Source organism: Thermanaeromonas sp. DSM 22490 (genome assembly GCF_056378755.1).
Genome location: NZ_JBJHHE010000011.1, coordinates 14,261 through 32,213, shown reverse-complemented (window position 1 = coordinate 32,213; position 17,953 = coordinate 14,261). Strand labels below are relative to the sequence as shown.

The following is a 17,953-nucleotide window of genomic DNA, read 5'->3' as shown; positions in this document are numbered from 1 at the left end:
TATTTTTTTCAAATTAATGCGCCGCTTGTTCTGCTGGTAAAAGAATGAAACTATATGGTCGTAAAAAGAAAAGGGGATTGGTTAAAGTACCATCCCCCGAAATAGCTTATATCTAACAACTGGAGCTTCACTACTTTCACTTTACCGTAATCTTGGCCAGCGTTCAGGAACCCCCTTCGGCTCTACACTTTAATCAATGCCTTAGGATAAGAGGTTAAAATTTCATTACCCCTTTCCCCTACATAAATTACATCCGTTATCCTGGGACCACCGATATCCGCGCGGTAGATGGTGGGTAATAGTAAGTCCACTATCATGCCCGCTTCAATAACTTCCGTCCGCCCTTTACCTATGATAGGGTAGAATTCTGACTGCCGAAGACCCACTCCGTACCCCACTGTATCCAGATAATATTCCTCATACCCTGCCGTTCTGATAACTTCCCTGGCAGCAGCGTCCACTTCCCATGACTGGGCTCCCGGCCTCAGGGCAGCTATAGCCTTTTCCTGAGCCTCTACTAAAAGCCTGTAAATCTTTTCCCGCGCAGGTGAAATGTCCCCCACGGCTACGGTGCGGCACATCTTGGCGCAATAACCTTCATAGGTGGCTCCCAGGTGAATGACCACCAGTTCACCAGCCTGGATCTTTTTGTTGCTGGCGCAGGGGTGGGTGAGGAGGGTGCGCTCTCCAGAAACTACCTGGGGGCGAAAAGAAGACCCACCTGAGCCGGCCTTTAGCATGGCATACTCTGCTTCCGCTAAAATGTCTAGCTCACTTACTCCCGGCCGTACTACTTTTACAGCCGCTTCCATACCGCGGCAGGCGGCTGCCGCCGCCCGCCGTATTAGTTCTACTTCTTGAGGCTCTTTAATGGCCCGAACACGGTAAAAAAGGTCCGCAGCTCCAATAAAGTTTGTCTCGGGAAAGGCTTGGCGCAAGGCCTCATAAACCGCATAATCCACAAAATATCTTTCGAAGCCTATCCGCGGTGACCGGAAGCCATAAGCCTTAATCCGCTCTACCAGCTTGCTGCCCAAGCTTTCTCGGGGGAAGAAATAGCCGTAAGTGGTTAAACCAGATTCCCGCTGTACATACTCGGCATCCAGCCAGAGGGTAACAGCACAGGCCTCGCCTTCTCGCGGTATGAGAACCCCCAAACATTCTATCTGGGTCAAACCCGTGAAATAAATCAGGTTTTCGCGATTAACTACCAGCAACAAATCCAGATTCTTTTCCGTCATCAACTCCTGGATCTTCTTAAAACGGTGGGCAAAACGAGATGCCACAGGGCTCTCCTCCCGTGTTTATCCTTCGAAGTCCTTGGGCTCCATTAAGAGGGAAACGATGACACCCCCAACTAGGGACCAGAAAGGGGCGCTGATTTTCAATAGGGTTATACCCGACATGGCAATAATCAAGGCAAAAAACGCCCCAAACCTAAACTTTCTGGGAGAGAAAGCCTGTTCAAAAGCGCTCAGCAATACCCCTATCATGGCAAGCCCCGCCAACAAACTTACCAGGTCGGAGGGTAAAGCTTTAACAAAGGGTACAGCAACACTGGCGAAAAGCCCAAAACTGCCAAACAGGATGCCATTAACCACAGTAGCAGCATAGCGCCCTGATTTGTCAGGCCCAGCCTCTTCGGAGCTGCAGATAGCAGTCATAGGCCCCGCAATATTGGCATTATGACCTCCAAAGAAAGAGGTTACGATCCCCCCGATGCCGCTTATAACAGTCATGGCATTTATGGGCGCTTTATATCCCTGAGCTGTCAGCACACCGTAAGCCTGGGCGTTTTCAGCTCCTATAACGAGTACGGCTAAGGGGATGGCAATTGCAAAGAAGGCCCCTGCAGAAAAGGCCGGTGCAAAGAACTGCGGTGGTATCCAGGCTATTTTCACACTGGCAAACTTAAAACCTCCAGTTAATAAGGCTACAATAACTCCTACAATTAAAGACCACAAAATAGGCGATATTTTTTTGGTGAACCTATAACCCACAAAATAAGCCACCAGGGCAGCGCCCGCAATTATCGGGGCCTTTTGGGTCGATGTAACGATTCCCAACCCAAACCTGAACATAGCGCCCGCGATCATAGCCATAACAATAGGCAGCGGTATCCAACGCATGGCCTTTCCTATCAAACCCGATACGCCTAAAAGCAAGACTAGTACCCCCGCAATCAAATACGCGCCTACGGCTTCATTGAAGGGGAATAGCGGCAGAGCCGAAGCCAGCATAACTGCCCCCGGAATCGACCAGGCGCCGTTAATGGGCATTTTGTAATAAAGTCCCAGAATAAGACTTATAAGTCCACCAAAGAAATAAACCGAGAACAACCAGGAAATCGTCTGAGCATCCGTAAGTTTTCCATTTTGGGCAGCATTCATAATAATTAATGCTGGTCCTGTACACCCGAAGATGGCGGCTACGACCCCCGCAGTAACGGTGTTAGCGTTTAGTTTGCTCCACAGGTCCCTTAGCCCTCCCTGGAATCCCGCACCTTTCTCCCAAATGGGTTCTTTTTTTAGAGAAGTACCAGTTGCCACAGACATTCAGGTTCCCTCCTCTGGTTTTTCGGGTTTAGATGCCCCTCCGGGGATTAACCGGAGGGGCAAAGAATTCTTTAACTAGCACATTTTCTTAATACCGACAGATCCACACCCCGCTGGCGCAGCCACTTGGGCAACAGTTCATTCTCCACCCGTTCATTGACTTGGGGTGCCTTTTTCAGCAGGAATTCGGCCAGGGGTTCGCTTAAGTTTATACCGCCTATGGCACCGTCGAAGATCAAGACCTTGCGGGTACCCGTAGCTTTGTAGGCAAATTCCATGGCCGTTTCCGTAGTTTCGGCTACCACTGCATGTTTCATATAGGTCAAATTTTGAGGATCGCGGTTAAATAGCTCCGCCTGCTCCTGGCCCACTACTACAGTAGGAATGTGCTCGCTGAAGAAGGCGCTGGGATATCCCGTCCAGGCGTAATTGTGCACGCACATTTTAATAGCCGGATTAAGAGGAGGAATCTCCTTAAGGAGCGGCCTGCCCCGCTTCCCGTAGAAGGCTTCCGTGTACCAGGTATAGGCTGGCAATGGCATATCGAGATCATAGAGATCGGTATTAGCTCCGGCAAAGTTGGCATAAATTACGCCAGCGGCGAAGACATACACTACCGGGCAGGGGAAGTCTAGCGCTGCGATGCACTCGTCTATCTCGCCAAAAAGGGTCATCATCTTGCCATAGTAGCGGCACCCAAGGATTGTAATGCGGTCATTTAAGGCGTAAAGATCGTTATCCGCATCCACTCCCATGATGCCGTTAGGAGCCACTGTTAGGAAAGAGGCGAAGGCAAATTTGCTCTGCACAAAGGGAGAGTCAAAGATGGCCCTGGCCGTGAAATTGGCCGCCCGGGGACCCAGGTTCTGGTGATAGGTGGATCTGGTCTCAATGCGGGCATAAGACATGCCAAAAGGCTTTACTGCCCGGTCCACCTGCCGGTGGAAATGGACTTCGCGCACATCGGAGTTATGGGCATGAACGATCCAGTCAGCATCGTATATTTTCTTTATGCCGTATAAAGTGCCGATTTCCGTCTCTATAGGTATGCCTTCGTCAATAGGGGCCACTCCGATGGCCTTGCCCTCAAAGTGCTTATCCAGGCCGTAGCGCTTAATATATTCTTCCGTCTCCCGGAAGCGCAGGCCCACACCGGCCCGCAGGCGGATGTTTTTACAACCCGTACGGGCCTGGATAACGTCCTTTAAGGTCTTAAGCATCTCAGCATAGGGTTCCCCGCCCAGCAAAGTAAAGCCGTGGTGGGAGGCCAGGATGTTGACCGAGTGCTCCGGCTTGATCATGCTCATATCGACCTTTTGCAGGGCTTCCTCGGTGGCTCTGCGAACAGCGGCGACTCCAAGTTCGCCGGGGTAAATAACCTCTGGCAGGTCGGGGAAAAGCTCTTTAAGCAACACCGAAGTCATGCCCGGCAATTCAGAAACCCGCCTTTTTACCAGCGACGGGTCAATGCCGTACTGGGATTTGCGCGGGGGTATGGGCGGAATAGGAGGACGCATCAGGTATCACTCCTTTCTTGCAGGGGTGCTGCTACCACCCGGTCCAGCAGCTTGATATCTTCCTCAAAATAGAAACCGCGGCTGGCGTACTTCTTTTTCACTTCTTCCGGTATTTCCCACACGGTGGGAGTACGTCCATACCATTGCCAGCCACCTTTAGGCGGCGAAGGCTCAATGCCGGCGGCCTCCAAGAGGCGCAAAATAGGCTGGATGCATTCCACCTTGCACCCAGTGCGGGCCCCGGTCTGGAACGACACATCCTCGGGGGAACGCGCACCCTGCAAAATAGCCGCTGCTGCTTCCTCGGCCCTGGTAGCCGTGCAGTAACAAATAATTTGCTCGGGGTGAAGTTTGGCCCTGCGACATAGTTCTTCTATCTTGGCGTAATCCACAGCGCCTACGTCCACCTGGACCACAACGGGCTGTTCGCGCTTAACCATGGTAATGGCATAATCAGGACACCGCTGCTCGCAGGCCGCACAACCTCTGCACCGGTCCGCATCCACCACCGCTTTACGATCCACTACCGAGATGGCCAGCACCGGGCAAACCCTCTCGCAGGTCTTACAGCCCCGGCACTTTTCTTGATCAACTACCGCCAGCAGATTCACGACCTTCACTTTCTAAATCCCTCCCCTCTGTTGTGCCAGTTGGTAAGCCACATCGATGATCATGTCTTCCTGTCCCCCAACCATCCTCCTCCTTCCCAGTTCTACTAGAATATCCCGGGGATCCAGGCCGAATTTTTCGGCCGCCCGGTAGGTGTGGAGTAAAAAGCTAGAGTAAACCCCGGCATAGCCCTGCATCAGGGGTGCATTGCGCACTACCTGAGGCCGGTGCATGATGGGCTCCACTATGTCTTCGGCCACATCCATGATCTTGTAAAAATCCACACCCGTCTGGTAGCCGGCCTTATCCAGCACGCCCACCAGGGCTTCTGTCTGGGCATTCCCCGCCCCGGCACCTAAGCCCCGGCAGGCACCATCCAGGAAGGTAGCGCCGGCCTCTAAGGCCGCCAGGCAATTGGCCGTCGCCAGGGTCAAATTGTTATGGGCGTGGAAGCCTACCGGTACTTTGACCTTCTCCACTACCGCCCCCACCCGGGCCTTTACATCCTCCGGCAACATAGCTCCCGCCGAATCTCCTATATAAATACAATCCGCACCATAGGATTCAAATAACGCAGCCTGTTCCGCAACCTTCTCCGGCGGGACCATGTGGGCCATCATGAGGAAGCCGAAGGCTTCCAGGCCCATCTTTTTAGCCAGGCCAATGTGTTGTTCACCAATATCGGCTTCCGTGACATGGGTAGCCACCCTGACTGCCTTGGCGCCGCAGTCGATGGCCAGTTTCAGGTCTTCCTGTGTGCCTATCCCTGGAAGTAGTAGTACAGTTAGCTTCCCCTTACGAATAACTTCCGCCGCCGCTTGGAGCATTTCCTCATCGCTCAAAGCGGCCCAGCCGTAATTATAAGAAGAGCCTGCCAAGCCATCTCCGTGGGAAACCTCAATGTATTCGATACCTGCCCCATCCAGCCCACCGGCAATGGCCATAATCTGCTCCCTGGTGAACTGATGGGCCACGGCGTGGCTGCCATCCCGCAAGGTGGTATCTACTATACGCACAAATTTACCTTTGTTCATGCTACCGCTTCCTTTCCCAGCATCCTGGCCGCCAGTTTTTCGGCCACGGCCACGGCTGCTGCGGTTATAATATCTAAATTCCCGGAATACTTGGGCAGGAAATCCCCCGCACCTTCTACTTCGATAATCGTAGTCACTTTATTGCCGTCTAGAATAGGCGGCACCCGCAGGCGGTAACCCGGTACGTAGCTCTGGACTTCCTTGACCATTTTAGCTACGGCCTCGCGTATGGCCTTCTCGTCCGGGTTTTCTACTTCCACATATATAGTGTTGGTCATGATTATAGGCGGCTCGGCCGGATTTAAAATAATAATAGCCTTACCTTTCTTTGCCCCTCCTATGGCACAAAGGGCTTTCGCTGTGGTCTGGGTAAACTCGTCGATGTTCTGCCGCGTGCCCGGACCGGCGCTTTTGCTGGCAATGGCCGCCACTATCTCCGCATAGCGAGCGCCGGCCGCCTGGTTGATAGCATAGACTATGGGCACAGTGGCCTGACCCCCGCAGGTTACCATGTTGAGGTTGGGCGCCTCATAGAAATTTTTAAGATTGACCGGAGGAACTACATAGGGCCCCACTGCCGCCGGCGTAAGATCTATGGCAATTTTGCCGGCCTCTTTCAGCAGGGGAGCGTGCTGCAGGTGGTGCTTGGCCCCCGTGGCATCAAACACTATTTTTATGCTTTCGTCTTCCAGTACGGGTTTGATACCCTCAGTGGTGGTACGGACTCCCAAGGAGCGGGCCCTTTTAATTCCCTCGGACTCCACAATTCCCGCCATCATTTCCATCTGGAGATATTTGCTGCGCAGGATTTTGTACATCAAATCTGAACCAATGTTACCCGGGCCTATCACGGCCACTTTGATTTTATCCACCAAATTAGCCCCCTTTTATAAACAGCGCTTTAGCCTAGCTCTATCCCGACTGTAGTTAAACAAACCTCAGATTAAGGGTGCCCAGTCCGTGGAAGGACACAGTAAACACGTCGCCTGCCGCCGCCTCCACAGCCGCGGTTATAGCCCCGGAAAGTATAATCTCACCCGCCTCCAGAGCAATGTCAAAGGCGGCCAGCTTATTAGCCAGCCAGGCCACGGCTGCCGCCGGGTGGCCCCACACAGCCGCTCCGGCTCCCGTATTGACCACCTCGCCGTTTTTCTCCAGCACCATACCTAGCAGGCGAAGGTCCAGGTCTTTAATAGGCACCATCCTGCTGCCCAGGACAAAGCGGGCGCTGGAAGCATTGTCGGCTATGGTATCCGCCAGCTTTATTTTCCAGTCCCGGATGCGGCTGTCCACTATTTCTATGGCCGGCATAATGCCTTCCGTAGCCCGGAAAACGTCGGCGATGGTCACCCCCGGACCTTTTAAGGTGTCCTTCAGGATAAAGGCCAGCTCACCTTCTATGCGCGGCCAGAGTAACTCCTCTCTCCGGCAGGGTTCACCTTCCAGGAGCAACATGTGGTCCAGCAAGTGGCCGTAATCCGGCTCCTTTACTCCCAGAAGGTCTTGCATGGCTTTACTGGTAAGGCCGATCTTTTTGCCTATTATCCGCCGTCCCTGTTTCAGTTTCATCTCCACTCCGGCCAGCTGGACCCGGTAGGCATCCTCTACGGTTAAGTCGGGATAAGTAGAGGTAAGAGGTTCAATGGCCTTCCGGGTTGCCTCTGCCTCCAAAAGTTTAGCGGCTATGGCCTGGAAATCCATGGTGTTCGCTACCTCCTTTTCCCATACGTTCTTGCCAGCGCTGGCGCAAGACTCCCGCGATTCTCTCGGCCAAACCGGCATCATCTAGTCCAAAGGCCAGGCCCTCCAGCAAGGCCTGGGAGGCCAGCCGCACCTCCTCGTGGGGTCCCGGCAGGGCTACCAGCCGCGCCATCCCCACCCGGCCCACGGCTATGCGTACCCCTTCTTTGTGGTGGCGGTTATTATCGGGAGTAAATTTTAATATCCAGGGAGTGTGGGCCTGGGGGTCCAGGCGCAAGATAGCCTCTATGTTGCAGTCCTTATCCTCCGCCCCCACACCGCCAGTAGTTACGATAAGGCCATACCCCCGCTCCAGGGCTCCTTCCAGCCGGTTGGCTACCGCCACTACATCGTCTTCTAAAATCCCTCCAAATTCGGCTTGAAAACCAGCCTCGGTCAGAGCCTCTATGAGATAGGGGGAATTGGTATCGCGAATTTTCCCTGCCAGCACTTCACTGCCTGAAGCGAAGACTAAGGCTCTCCGCGCTACAGCCTGGCTAATTTCCGAGGCCAGCCGGGCTGAAGCGGAAAGTATCTCCCGGGCCTCACCGGGTTCCAGGGCGATCAGCCCCAATACTCCTTCCGAGTGAACCCCGGCCTCGGGTCCCAGGATTACACCCGGAACCTCCTTAAGCCGCTTCAAAATCTCTTTTTCCTTGCCGGCTACAGCCTCCGCCTGTACCCGGCGCCGCAAGATATCAAAGGCTACCAGGCCCGGCCGCACATCCACCACCATAACTTCGTGAGCCTCAAGATCCAGAGCCCGAGCGGCAGCAGCCGCCACCTGCCCCAGGTCGGCTCCGCGAAGGTCTACATCTTGAACCCAAAAGGTAGTTTTCTCTAGCAAATCCCATTCCATCTTTTTCTCCCCAATGATTTTGCTACTATTATGACTACTGTTCCATATATTGCTAATATTTTTTAACATCCAGACTGAAATCCAGCAAGGGAGCATCAATAATGGCCCGGCCGACATCTACAATATCGGCACCGGCAGCAATTACTCCATCAAGATCCTCTTTCTTTACGCCCCCGCCAAAGGCGAGCTTAACCCTTTCCCGGAAGTTTTCCTTAAGGGCTACTTCCCTTACGAGCACCAGGTCCTCCAACTTACCGGTATCCACCATGAGGATATGGGCTCCCTCCCCGGCGGCTTCTCGCGCTTCCTCTACCAGGGGCGCGCTTTCACCCCGCAGTTGAACTACCACTACTCTTCCCTCTAGCGCCCGGGCCCTGCGTACCGCCAGGCCTATACCCCCGAACATGCGGACATAATTCTTATCGAGGTAGACAAAAGGCTCATCTACAATACGAATTCCTGCACCGCCAGTAGCTATGGCCCGACGTAAATCCTGCCTTACCTCTGGTGGTACTTTCTTCCAAGCACCGCAGACAATGCGCACCCTGCCCTGGGCACGATTCACCATCTCCGCTGCTGCTGTAGCTATACCCGACGCCTTGCCAATACACCCCAGGAGCTGCTCTTCCGCCCGCGCCACCTGCCAGGCATCACCCCGGGCTCGGCAGATGCAGGTCCCTCTCTCAAGCTTCATGCCCTCCGAAGCTATCCATTCGAGTTCCAGTCCCAGCTCCTGAGCTGTTGCTTGTAGCTTACTTGTACCGGCCAGGATGCCTTGCTGTCTGGCTGTAATTTCCAGAATAAATAAATTCCCAGCTAAGGGTGCAAAAAGAAAATCTCTCGGGTCCAAAAGCGCCCATCCTCGTTCGATATCATCGTACATTATTCGTTATTTTTGCTATAAAGTTAATTCGCTACGCAGTCTGGTTTTCCTGCAAGACCAAAAAGAATGTTGTTCGACATAGTCGAAAGTTATTTGTTGTTATCGTACTGGGATAAAGCTTTGCCTTTTTACTAAATACTAATTAAGCGGAGGGATATCAATGGAGTTCTTCAACCTTATATGGTTAATCTTTCTTATCTCGGCTTTTTTGCCCATGTTGCACCAGCGCAAAATTGAGGCTGCCCGCCTCCGACTTATCCGGAGCTTCGAAAGGAAACGAGGTTCGCGCCTCATCACCCTTATCCACCGCCAGGAAGCCTTAAGCTTTCTGGGTATCCCCCTAACTCGGTACATTAACATAGAAGATTCTGAACAACTTCTGCGGGCTATTCGCTTGACCCCCGAAGATATGCCCCTCGACTTGGTATTACACACACCTGGTGGCCTGGTGCTGGCCGCCGAACAGATTGCCCATGCCATACTTAAGCACCGGGGAAAGGTAACCGTATATGTTCCCCATTACGCCATGTCGGGAGGCACTCTGATAGCCCTGGCGGCCGACGAAATTGTTATGGATGAAAACGCAGTTCTGGGACCTGTAGATCCCCAGCTGGGCCAGTACCCGGCCGCCTCCATCCTCCAGGTGCTGGCTCAAAAGTCCATTGATGAAATCGACGATCACACCCTGATCCTGGGAGATATGGCCCGCAAGGCTATGAAGCAGGTAAGAGAAAGTCTCACCCAGCTTTTAGCCGAAAAAATGGAACGAGCCAAGGCAGAAGAGCTGGCTACTATTTTAAGCGAAGGTCGCTGGACCCATGATTATCCTATTACTGTAGAACAACTAAAACAAATGGGACTACCCGTTAAAGTAGGTCTCCCACGGGAAATCTACCAGCTAATGGAGTTCTATCCCCAGCCCGCCGGCAGGCGACCATCCGTACAATATATCCCTCTACCTTATGGACGTGAAGACGGGGTCCCGGGTAAGGCGGGTAAGAGAGGGTAATTAAAAAGGTCCCCTGCCTAGTAAGTCGACAAGGGACCCTTTCAGTTTTTGCTTTGACCTAAGCTCGCGGCTGGAAGCCACCGCCGCCTCCGGCCATCTGGGGATTAATACCCCCCGCTTGAGCCTGGAGTTTCATGGCCTCCTGCCTCATCTGCTGCTGAATCTGGCTGATCTCTTGCATATTGGCCATCTGTAGGTTATACCAGCCGTGGGCCTGCATGGAATCAAAGACCATTTTAAGAAAGTTTTGTTCCTCCTGGTAGACGCTAAAGAAATCCCGGCGCAGGTTATCGTTGGCGCACTCTGTTATAGCCATGTTGTAACTGGAAGCTAAAAACTTCTGGCTGGCCAGGCAATCGCTGGCCATGGCTTTATCGTCCATTCCCGGAATCGGCATGCTGTTCCCCCTTTCTTACATTACCTGCTGGCCGCCCAGGTGTCGCATTAAGGTATTGTAGTGGCGCTGGTGGGCCTGTTGCAAGGAACTAAAGAGCTGCTTAAGCTGGGGGTCGGTACACTGGGCGGCATAGACCCCGCATTTCTGGATCATCAGTAATTCTGAGCTTAGGTTTTCGCGCAGTTGCATCAGTTCCGCCTGAGTCAAACCCGGCATAGAGGTTCCCCCTTTCACAGGTTGTCCTTTAACTCCCATGATAAGTGTTCCCCTCTGGCCCGGTGTTATGCACTTTACCTATTAAGTTCTAATGCAATATTTTACTTAACCGCTGAGGATCAAAGCCCACCATAACTTCTTCTCCTACCACTATAGTGGGAACAGCCATATAGCCCGTGCGCCGGTACATCTCCTCCTGGGCCTTCTCATCCCGGGTAATATCTTTCTCCAGGAATTTTATACCTCTTTGGGAAAGAAACTCTTTCACCGATCTACAGCTGGGTCAAGTCGGAGTGGTATAAACAATTATTTCCAGGGACAACCTCCCCACCTCCCGCAAGACTTTTTTCTTAGTCTCCCGGAAAAGGCAAGGGTTTATTCTAACTTCCGCGTTTAAAGAGCGAGCCCAGGGCTGTGCGGGTGCTGCTCCAGGCCACGCCCAACAAGCTCCGGTTAAGCAGGATCTCCTCTAAAGCGTTTAGGACTTTCTCCAAATCCTCATAACCCACTATAAGGGGCGGTTCCAGACGGATAACATTAGGATTGTTTAAGGTATAGGCTGTTATAATTTGGTGCTTGTTCATTAATTCGCCGGCCACCAGCGAACCCAAATATTCTTGGGAGAGTTCGCTCAATTTGCCCAAAGTCAACCGGTCCAGGAGGCTGCCTGCCGGCTGGTTAAATTCCAGTCCCACCAATAAACCGCGGCCGCGCACTTCTTTAAGGAGCGGAGATTTTTCTTTTAACCGGTAAAGGCGCTCCAGGAAGAAACGCCCTTTTTCCCTCGCCTGACCGGCCAAGTCATTGTTTATAATACTCTGCACGGCAGCCAGGCCGGCTGCCATAGCCAAGCTATTACCCCCAAAGGTGGAAGTATGCAAAAGACACCTATCTGTACCCCCGTAAGCCTTATCCCAGATGGCCGGCCGGGTTATATAAGCGCCCAGGGGCATAATCCCTCCTCCCAGGGATTTGGCCAGGCACATTATATCGGGTACGATCCCTTCATGCTCACAAGCGAAAAGATAGCCTGTCCGCCCGAAACCTGTCTGGATCTCGTCTACAATAAGTAAGCTGCCGTATTTATCACAAAGCTCCCTGGCTTTAGCCAGATAGCCATCCTCCGGGACAATGACGCCCCCTTCTCCCTGGATAGGCTCTACAATAAAGGCCGCCACGTCGCCTTTAGCCAGTTTCCGCTCCAGAGCGCCCACATCGTTAAAGGGCACCGCCTCACATCCGGGGAGCAGGGGGGCAAAGGGCTTCTGGTATTTGGAGCGGCCGGTCACCGAGAGTGAGCCAAAGCTCTTGCCATGAAAGGAATTTTCGCAGTAAATAATTTTTGTCCGGCCCGTGGCAGCCCGCGCCAGCTTCAAGGCCCCTTCCACTGCTTCTGTACCGCTATTGCAGAAAAAAACGCGGCTCAGATCCCCCGGGGTAATTTCGGCCAGGTTGTGGGCCAGGGCAGCAGCCAAAGGGTTAAGGGAAGCCTGGAGGAGATTAGGGCGTTCCCTGACTTCTTCCAGGGCCGCCAGCACTTCAGGAGGATTATGCCCCAGGTTTAAGGCCCCATACCCGCCTAAAAAGTCCAGGTAGCGCTTACCCTCCTTGTCCCAAACGTAGACACCTTCGGCCCGGATAAACTGCTTGTCAAAATCCAGTAGGCTTAAAAGCCCTGCCAAGCCGGGGTTTATATAACGCTTATAGTATTCCCTTGTTTCCTGGCGGGTAAAGTTTAAAGCTTCTCGCAAGCTAATAAGACTATATTTTTTCTCCACTGTTTCCTTACCTGCCTTATGGAGCATAATATATTAAAGCTATTTTAACATTTAAAGTATAAAAAAGCCAAGCTTGAAGCTTGGCCGCAAACTATATTCCGAACTTTTCCCCTTAAACGGGCCGCTTTCCTTCCCAGATATGGTCCGCAATTATACCCCATTCCCGAGCATAAGGAGCAAGTTTTTCCGAAAACTCATCTATAGTCTCTTGGTCATGGAGTTGAGTGGAATAGGCTCCGGATTCATGGACTATTTCCCTCAGCATCTCAGGGTTATCAATCAACGGACAGGGGCGGCGCAAATTTTGATTAAAGGGCTGGCGTTTTTGGTAAGCGCGGAAAAGGGGATTCTGGAGAGCTTCCACCAGGCTTACTTCTTTAATATTGCAGGTGCTGTAATGGACGAAAGCGCAGGGCTCTACTTCCCCGGCGGCATTGATGTGAAAATAGCGCCGGCCGCCGGCAATGCACCCGTTACTGGCTTCACCGTCGTTCCAAAAGTCTACCAGGAAGATGGGCTTCGTCTGACGGAAATAAGATATTTGCTCAAACATCCAGGCCCGCTGCTGGGGAGTGGCCATCATCTCTAGATCTACATCTTTACCAATGGGAATATAAGTAAAAAACCATACAAAGGCGGCGCCTTTGTCCACCAGCATATCTATAAAGGCTTCACTGCCTAACTCTTCTGTGTTCTTCCGGGTATAAGTCACCGAAGCACCAAAGACCGTGCCGGCTTCTCGCAGGAGATCCATAGCCCTCATTACCTTGCGGAAAACACCTTTACCCCGGCGGGCATCGGTGGTTTCTTCAAACCCTTCCAGGCTAATGGCTACTGTAATATTGCCAAGACGCACCATTTCCTGGACAAACTCCTGGTCAATCAGGGTACCATTGGTGAAGAGGTGGAAGACTTGTTCGGGGTGCTTTTCCGCGAGGGTTAGGATGTCGTGTCGGCGCAGCAGGGGTTCACCGCCTGACAGAACAATAAAATTGATTCCCAGTTTTTCTCCTTCACTGATTATGCGGTCCATGGTATCCAGGTCTAGCTCTTGGGTTCGTTGATAATCACCTGCCCAGCAACCCAGGCAATTAAGATTGCACTTTTCCGTAGGATCCATCAGGATGGCCCAGGGAACTGCTACGCCCAGCTTGGCCGCCCATTCCTTCTGCCGCGGCACTCCTATAAAAGTTGCATTCACAAAAAAGTTTATAGCTAGACGCTGACGTATATTAGGGTGGGTTTGGGTAAGCAAGCGCTGGGCAAATTTATACCAGTTGCTTTGGGGATCCTGTAAAACGCGCTTTACATTAGCCACCATTTCGCGATGGTAAGGGTCCCGCGCCAGTTTTTCGGCTATGGCCAATAGGCCATTCAAGTTGCGCTCGGGATTGCGCAAAATAAATTTAACCCCTTGCTCTAAAACTTTTTCCCCTACAAAAGTTTCGGCCAGATTCATCCCCTTCTCCTCCCCTCCCGCCAGAACTTCTTGTTAAAAATATAGATCCCCAATTGACCCAAAAGACCAATTTTTTGTTTTTATTATACCTCCCGCTGTCAACTATGGTCAATTCTTTCACCAGTAGCAGAAACTACCCTTATAGTTCTTGGCCCTCAGGTCAAACTAAGGTTGACAGGGACTAAACTCTAGAGGAGGTTTCTTACCATGACCATTGGCACCCGTATGCATCGATGTCTCACTTCCCTGGAAGGGGCTGTAGCCGACCTGAAAAACTTTGCCCTGGAGACCCAGGACCAAAACGCCAAGAAGCAGTTCGTGGATTATGCTAATCAAATCGAAAACATCGCCCAGGGCCTTAAAGGTCGCATAAATTATATTGAAAGCCAGGAGCCCCAATACAAGGTCTACCAGCAGGCCCAGCAGCAAAAGCAATAGAGTCCCTGTAGCAGGAGCCCCCTCAGAATGGGGGCTTTTGCTTTTAAGGCTTTCATTCTGGAATTAATCCCATCCCGTAGGCCGAACCTTTTATTTTCCAAAAAGTAAAGAAGGCAGTACTAAATAAAGTTGGCCGTGTTTAGAGACTACTTTATATCGACTATCACCACATCCTGATGAGAACCGTCCTCGGGGCTGGCCTGATATATTTTTATTTTGGCTGTGGCTGGCGGGTAATTATTAATTTCCAGTTGGAAGAAACCCCAGTCAGGCGCACCCGAGGCTGCCATGGTGTACCCTTGCTGCAATACATTTCCTTGTGCGTCTTGTAGCTCATAATTGACATTTGCTTCAAATACCCGGGCTATGCCGGTAATAGCGATTTTACTGCCGTCAAACTGTTGAGAGATCAGGCGAATATTACCGTTACCCTTTGCCAAATACTGGTCTTTAAGACCGACAACGCGCGGTATATATTCGATCTTGTGGTTAGCATCTTTAAATTCCACGTCTGTGAACCGCCCTTTAATTGTTTCCACCACATAAGGATAGGTTATAACTTCAGCTACAGCACTACCTTCTTTCGGGTCTGTAAGAGATACATATACGACGGCCCTATCACCCTCGGTTTTAAGCTCACTGATTTTTATGCCATAACCTGTGGTGGGTTTCTCGCCTCTGCTCACAACAATAAAGGTTTGATCACCGATGATTACCCACGAACCCCCTTCTATTGTTTTCATTGTTTCTATTAGGTCTTTAACCTCCGGAGGATAAATTCCGGGCCCGTTGTTGGGCCTTAAATGACTGCTTACGGGAGTATCAGGGGTATTAACCCGGTCATTGTCTCCCTCCGGCGGTTGTCCAATACTAGTTCCATTTCCCGCACTATTATTACCTTGAAAACCCGCTTTTTCTGTTTTGTTAGCGAAGTTACAGCCGACCAGAGAAACAACCAGAATCAGGGCGATAAGGCCTCTTATCATTTGGCAACCTCCTTATGAACTAGAAATATAGACTGAGGAAACATTGGAGCCACAGTTTAGTCGATTATAATCCTATTTTTTTGCCGTTGCAAGGATTTGGGTGTTAGCCTGGTAAGGCTATTTTTTGGAAGGGAACATTGGCACAGGACCTGGCTAGCTAGAGGAGTCTGGAGCATCTTCCCATTCGCCGAGACTAAGCCGCCGAAAGCGGACTCGAACCCGCACGGACCGATCGGTTCACGAGACTTTAAGTGTGACGCCTTCGTTGTGTATTTCAGTATATTGCTTGTCTTATTGGTGTAACTATTTCCATATAAAGCCATATTATATTATCAAAGACTATCAGAAGGAGTGATCCCAATGTCCCAAGCTGATTTGAACACCATTTTTGATAAAATCAAAGAAGGTTCACCCGAAAAAAAAGACCCAGTATTGGAAGGATTAGAGTCAGCCATTAACGAGTTACGCCCTGATGGAGCCCACAAAATTGGTATTGAGTTCGAGTGTGGAGATTGTTGCAAAAAAGTCATAAATGGCTCCAAATTGTTTTTTATATTTAATTTTGCTGTTCTGCTTCCAACATCAGGTGATTGTCTCTTCATGAAAGTCTTCAGCGGTGGTAAGCTTGTTGATAAACAGATCATGAGGGCAATCATAATTCCCGTAAGCCGTATTTGTGCTATTGAAATTCAACCCGTACAAGTAGATCCGTAATGCTGGTCTGCTTTAGTAAACGAGCTCCATCAAACCATCAGGGATTTCCCGCAACTGTCTCCGTGGCCTGAAAGCCGTGAGTAGATTAAAAAGGCTTCCCTTCTTGGTTAAAGGGAAGCCTTTTTGCGCTGGTGCGAGAGGCGGGACTCGAACCCGCACGGACCAAACGGTCCACGAGATTTTAAGTCTCGGGCGTCTGCCTGTTCCGCCACTCTCGCATATATTTATCACATCACTTGTGTTAAAACAATTATACCACAGCTTCCAGTTGTTCTTCAACAGCTTTCTCCGACTACATAAAAAATACCGGTAGCCCTACCCACTTCCCGCGTTTCTACCATCATAATGGCTTCGGCGTGAATAATACTTTTTCCTTCATAAACTACTTTGCCTTTACAACTCAACTCTTCTCCTTCTTTAACGGGTTGAAGGTAATTGAGTACCAAGTTTACTGTAACCGCCACCTTCCCCGTCGCGCGCACTGCCGCTCCCATAGCTGTATCAGCCAGAGCTGCAAACACGCCGCCGTGAAGATTGTTCCAAGGGTTAAGGTGTTTATGATGCACTTTAAGTCTGGCCTCAGTTAGCCCCGGCTCTATATGTACAAATTCTACTCCCAGCAACTCTATAAAGGGATTGGTCACTTATCTGCCACCCATTCTTTTTGGGGTAAAAGAAACATAATAAAAGACCATTCCTCCGTACGAAATGGTCTAAATACTGGAGGCGCGGGCCGGATTTGAACCGGCGAATAACGGTTTTGCAGACCGCGGCGTTAGCCACTTCGCCACCGCGCCTCACCCCAAAACTTCTCTTATAGATAAAAAATGGAGCGGAAGACGGGATTTGAACCCGCGGCCCTCGCCTTGGCAAGGCGATGCTCTACCACTGAGCTACTTCCGCACAACCCTTGCAGGCAGGATTATAGCATAGAGCTCCTTTGCCCGTCAAGGCTTTTTTCATAACCTATTAAAACGCGCTCCAGTTCTGCCTCGACACTAGGGTGAGTAAGGGCGAAGATGAGATCTCCGGCTTTAATACAGGTGTTACCGCACGGGACAATAGCTGACTCTCCCCGGACAATAGTTACGAGAATACACTCATTGGGGAGTTTGAGTTCCTTTACCCGCTTATCAATTGAGGGAGCATGGGGGCCGATTTTGACTTGAATCATCTTGAGATCTCTAATGCCTTGCATCCACAAGGTTGTGGTCTGTTGCATATCAACAGTTCCTTGGATGAGTCCCAGAATAAGAGAAACAGGGCCGATTACCTGATTAACGCCCAGCCAGCTGAAGAGTTTTTCGTTGCCAGGATTATTAACTAAAGCAAGGGTGCGTTTAGCTTTAAATCGCCTTTCTGCTTGCTGGCAAATAATTAAATTATCCTGGTCATCGTCTGTCACTGCCACTACCACGTCGGCCTCTTCGGCCCCGGCTGCCTTCATAATCTGAGGGTTAGTCCCGTCCCCAAGAATAACCGGTATATCCAGTTCTTTTTTTAGTCTTTCACCCTTGTTCCGGTTATATTCTATTAAAGTAACTTCATAGCCCAACTGGTTACATTGTCTAGCTAACTGAGTTCCTACCTTGCCACCGCCGACAATTACTATTTTCATACTGCGACCTCGATCCTTAGAGAAGTTGCTTAGTGTTATAGTTCGCCGTCAACCACTTAAGTTCCTGCTATATTTATCATGTGTGTTCGATAATAAAAGTGGTACCCCCTAGATAGAGCTTACCCCCGCCCCTGCTGTTAG

Annotated in this window: 20 protein-coding genes and 3 tRNA genes; 3 read left to right on the top strand and 20 right to left on the bottom strand. The window is 51.0% G+C overall.

What is annotated here, in order from left to right:
• Positions 1–182: 182 nt before the first annotated feature.
• The 9 genes from AC1BI1_RS08625 to AC1BI1_RS08585 all read right to left on the bottom strand — a co-directional run bounded on the left by AC1BI1_RS08625 (position 183) and on the right by AC1BI1_RS08585 (position 9,164).
• Positions 183–1,286, bottom strand: coding sequence for a M24 family metallopeptidase (locus tag AC1BI1_RS08625; RefSeq protein ID WP_476716879.1), 1,104 nt, complete (start codon positions 1,284–1,286; stop codon positions 183–185).
• A gap of 18 nt (positions 1,287–1,304) precedes the next feature.
• Complete coding sequence (locus AC1BI1_RS08620) at positions 1,305–2,555, bottom strand: benzoate/H(+) symporter BenE family transporter (RefSeq protein WP_476716878.1); 1,251 nt, start codon at positions 2,553–2,555, stop codon at positions 1,305–1,307.
• 71 nt (positions 2,556–2,626) lie between these two features.
• Positions 2,627–4,072: a hypothetical protein gene (locus AC1BI1_RS08615; protein WP_476716877.1), complete on the bottom strand. Its 1,446-nt coding sequence runs from the start codon at positions 4,070–4,072 to the stop codon at positions 2,627–2,629.
• The gene (locus AC1BI1_RS08610) at positions 4,072–4,692 is read right to left on the bottom strand and encodes an indolepyruvate ferredoxin oxidoreductase subunit alpha (RefSeq protein WP_476716876.1); all 621 of its coding nucleotides are present in this window, start codon (positions 4,690–4,692) and stop codon (positions 4,072–4,074) included. The genes AC1BI1_RS08615 and AC1BI1_RS08610 overlap by 1 nt, the downstream gene beginning before the upstream one ends.
• A 3-nt stretch (positions 4,693–4,695) precedes the next feature.
• Positions 4,696–5,715: a 4-hydroxy-2-oxovalerate aldolase gene (dmpG, locus tag AC1BI1_RS08605; protein WP_476716875.1), complete on the bottom strand. Its 1,020-nt coding sequence runs from the start codon at positions 5,713–5,715 to the stop codon at positions 4,696–4,698.
• Positions 5,712–6,587: an acetaldehyde dehydrogenase (acetylating) gene (locus AC1BI1_RS08600; protein ID WP_476716874.1), complete on the bottom strand. Its 876-nt coding sequence runs from the start codon at positions 6,585–6,587 to the stop codon at positions 5,712–5,714. Before AC1BI1_RS08600 ends, dmpG begins: the two co-directional genes overlap by 4 nt.
• Before the next feature lie 55 nt (positions 6,588–6,642).
• Complete coding sequence (locus AC1BI1_RS08595; RefSeq protein ID WP_476716873.1) at positions 6,643–7,416, bottom strand: 2-keto-4-pentenoate hydratase; 774 nt, start codon at positions 7,414–7,416, stop codon at positions 6,643–6,645.
• Entirely contained in the window at positions 7,391–8,314 is a 924-nt protein-coding gene (locus AC1BI1_RS08590; protein ID WP_476716872.1) for a molybdopterin-binding protein, read from the bottom strand. The genes AC1BI1_RS08595 and AC1BI1_RS08590 overlap by 26 nt, the downstream gene beginning before the upstream one ends.
• 52 nt (positions 8,315–8,366) lie before the next feature.
• Positions 8,367–9,164, bottom strand: a complete 798-nt coding sequence (locus AC1BI1_RS08585) for a nicotinate-nucleotide diphosphorylase (RefSeq protein WP_476716871.1) — start codon at positions 9,162–9,164, stop codon at positions 8,367–8,369.
• A 193-nt stretch (positions 9,165–9,357) separates the two neighbouring features.
• Between AC1BI1_RS08585 and AC1BI1_RS08580 the strand changes: the two genes are divergently transcribed.
• Positions 9,358–10,206 carry an SDH family Clp fold serine proteinase gene (locus AC1BI1_RS08580; RefSeq protein WP_476716870.1) on the top strand — a complete coding sequence of 283 codons (849 nt, stop codon included), beginning with the start codon at positions 9,358–9,360 and terminating at the stop codon, positions 10,204–10,206.
• Between the two features lie 58 nt (positions 10,207–10,264).
• Here the strand turns inward: AC1BI1_RS08580 and AC1BI1_RS08575 are convergent, their stop codons facing one another.
• From AC1BI1_RS08575 to AC1BI1_RS08555, 5 genes are all read right to left on the bottom strand, one after another.
• Entirely contained in the window at positions 10,265–10,603 is a 339-nt protein-coding gene (locus AC1BI1_RS08575; RefSeq protein ID WP_476716869.1) for a spore coat protein, read from the bottom strand.
• A gap of 15 nt (positions 10,604–10,618) precedes the next feature.
• Positions 10,619–10,819 (bottom strand): spore coat protein, encoded by a 201-nt coding sequence (locus tag AC1BI1_RS08570; RefSeq protein WP_476716868.1) that lies wholly within the window; start codon positions 10,817–10,819, stop codon positions 10,619–10,621.
• A gap of 88 nt (positions 10,820–10,907) precedes the next feature.
• Positions 10,908–11,141: a glutaredoxin family protein gene (locus AC1BI1_RS08565; RefSeq protein ID WP_476716867.1), complete on the bottom strand. Its 234-nt coding sequence runs from the start codon at positions 11,139–11,141 to the stop codon at positions 10,908–10,910.
• Between the two features lie 58 nt (positions 11,142–11,199).
• Complete coding sequence (locus AC1BI1_RS08560) at positions 11,200–12,624, bottom strand: aspartate aminotransferase family protein (protein WP_476716866.1); 1,425 nt, start codon at positions 12,622–12,624, stop codon at positions 11,200–11,202.
• Between the two features lie 85 nt (positions 12,625–12,709).
• Positions 12,710–14,056 carry a radical SAM/SPASM domain-containing protein gene (locus tag AC1BI1_RS08555; protein ID WP_476716865.1) on the bottom strand — a complete coding sequence of 449 codons (1,347 nt, stop codon included), beginning with the start codon at positions 14,054–14,056 and terminating at the stop codon, positions 12,710–12,712.
• Between the two features lie 207 nt (positions 14,057–14,263).
• Here AC1BI1_RS08555 and AC1BI1_RS08550 point away from each other — a divergent pair, with 207 nt between their 5' ends.
• Entirely contained in the window at positions 14,264–14,494 is a 231-nt protein-coding gene (locus tag AC1BI1_RS08550; protein WP_476716864.1) for a DUF1657 domain-containing protein, read from the top strand.
• Between the two features lie 146 nt (positions 14,495–14,640).
• Here the strand turns inward: AC1BI1_RS08550 and AC1BI1_RS08545 are convergent, their stop codons facing one another.
• Positions 14,641–15,480: a Gmad2 immunoglobulin-like domain-containing protein gene (locus AC1BI1_RS08545; protein ID WP_476716863.1), complete on the bottom strand. Its 840-nt coding sequence runs from the start codon at positions 15,478–15,480 to the stop codon at positions 14,641–14,643.
• A gap of 360 nt (positions 15,481–15,840) precedes the next feature.
• Here AC1BI1_RS08545 and AC1BI1_RS08540 point away from each other — a divergent pair, with 360 nt between their 5' ends.
• Positions 15,841–16,194 (top strand): hypothetical protein, encoded by a 354-nt coding sequence (locus tag AC1BI1_RS08540; RefSeq protein WP_476716862.1) that lies wholly within the window; start codon positions 15,841–15,843, stop codon positions 16,192–16,194.
• Positions 16,195–16,323: 129 nt separating this feature from the next.
• Here the strand turns inward: AC1BI1_RS08540 and AC1BI1_RS08535 are convergent.
• The 5 genes from AC1BI1_RS08535 to AC1BI1_RS08515 form a co-directional block, all read right to left on the bottom strand.
• Positions 16,324–16,412 (bottom strand) — tRNA-Leu (locus AC1BI1_RS08535).
• 57 nt (positions 16,413–16,469) lie between these two features.
• Complete coding sequence (locus AC1BI1_RS08530) at positions 16,470–16,838, bottom strand: PaaI family thioesterase (protein ID WP_476716861.1); 369 nt, start codon at positions 16,836–16,838, stop codon at positions 16,470–16,472.
• 77 nt (positions 16,839–16,915) lie between these two features.
• A tRNA-Cys gene (locus tag AC1BI1_RS08525) sits at positions 16,916–16,991 on the bottom strand.
• Between the two features lie 31 nt (positions 16,992–17,022).
• Positions 17,023–17,097 (bottom strand) — tRNA-Gly (locus AC1BI1_RS08520).
• Between the two features lie 19 nt (positions 17,098–17,116).
• Positions 17,117–17,812, bottom strand: a complete 696-nt coding sequence (locus AC1BI1_RS08515) for a potassium channel family protein (protein WP_476716860.1) — start codon at positions 17,810–17,812, stop codon at positions 17,117–17,119.
• Positions 17,813–17,953 lie beyond the last annotated feature (141 nt).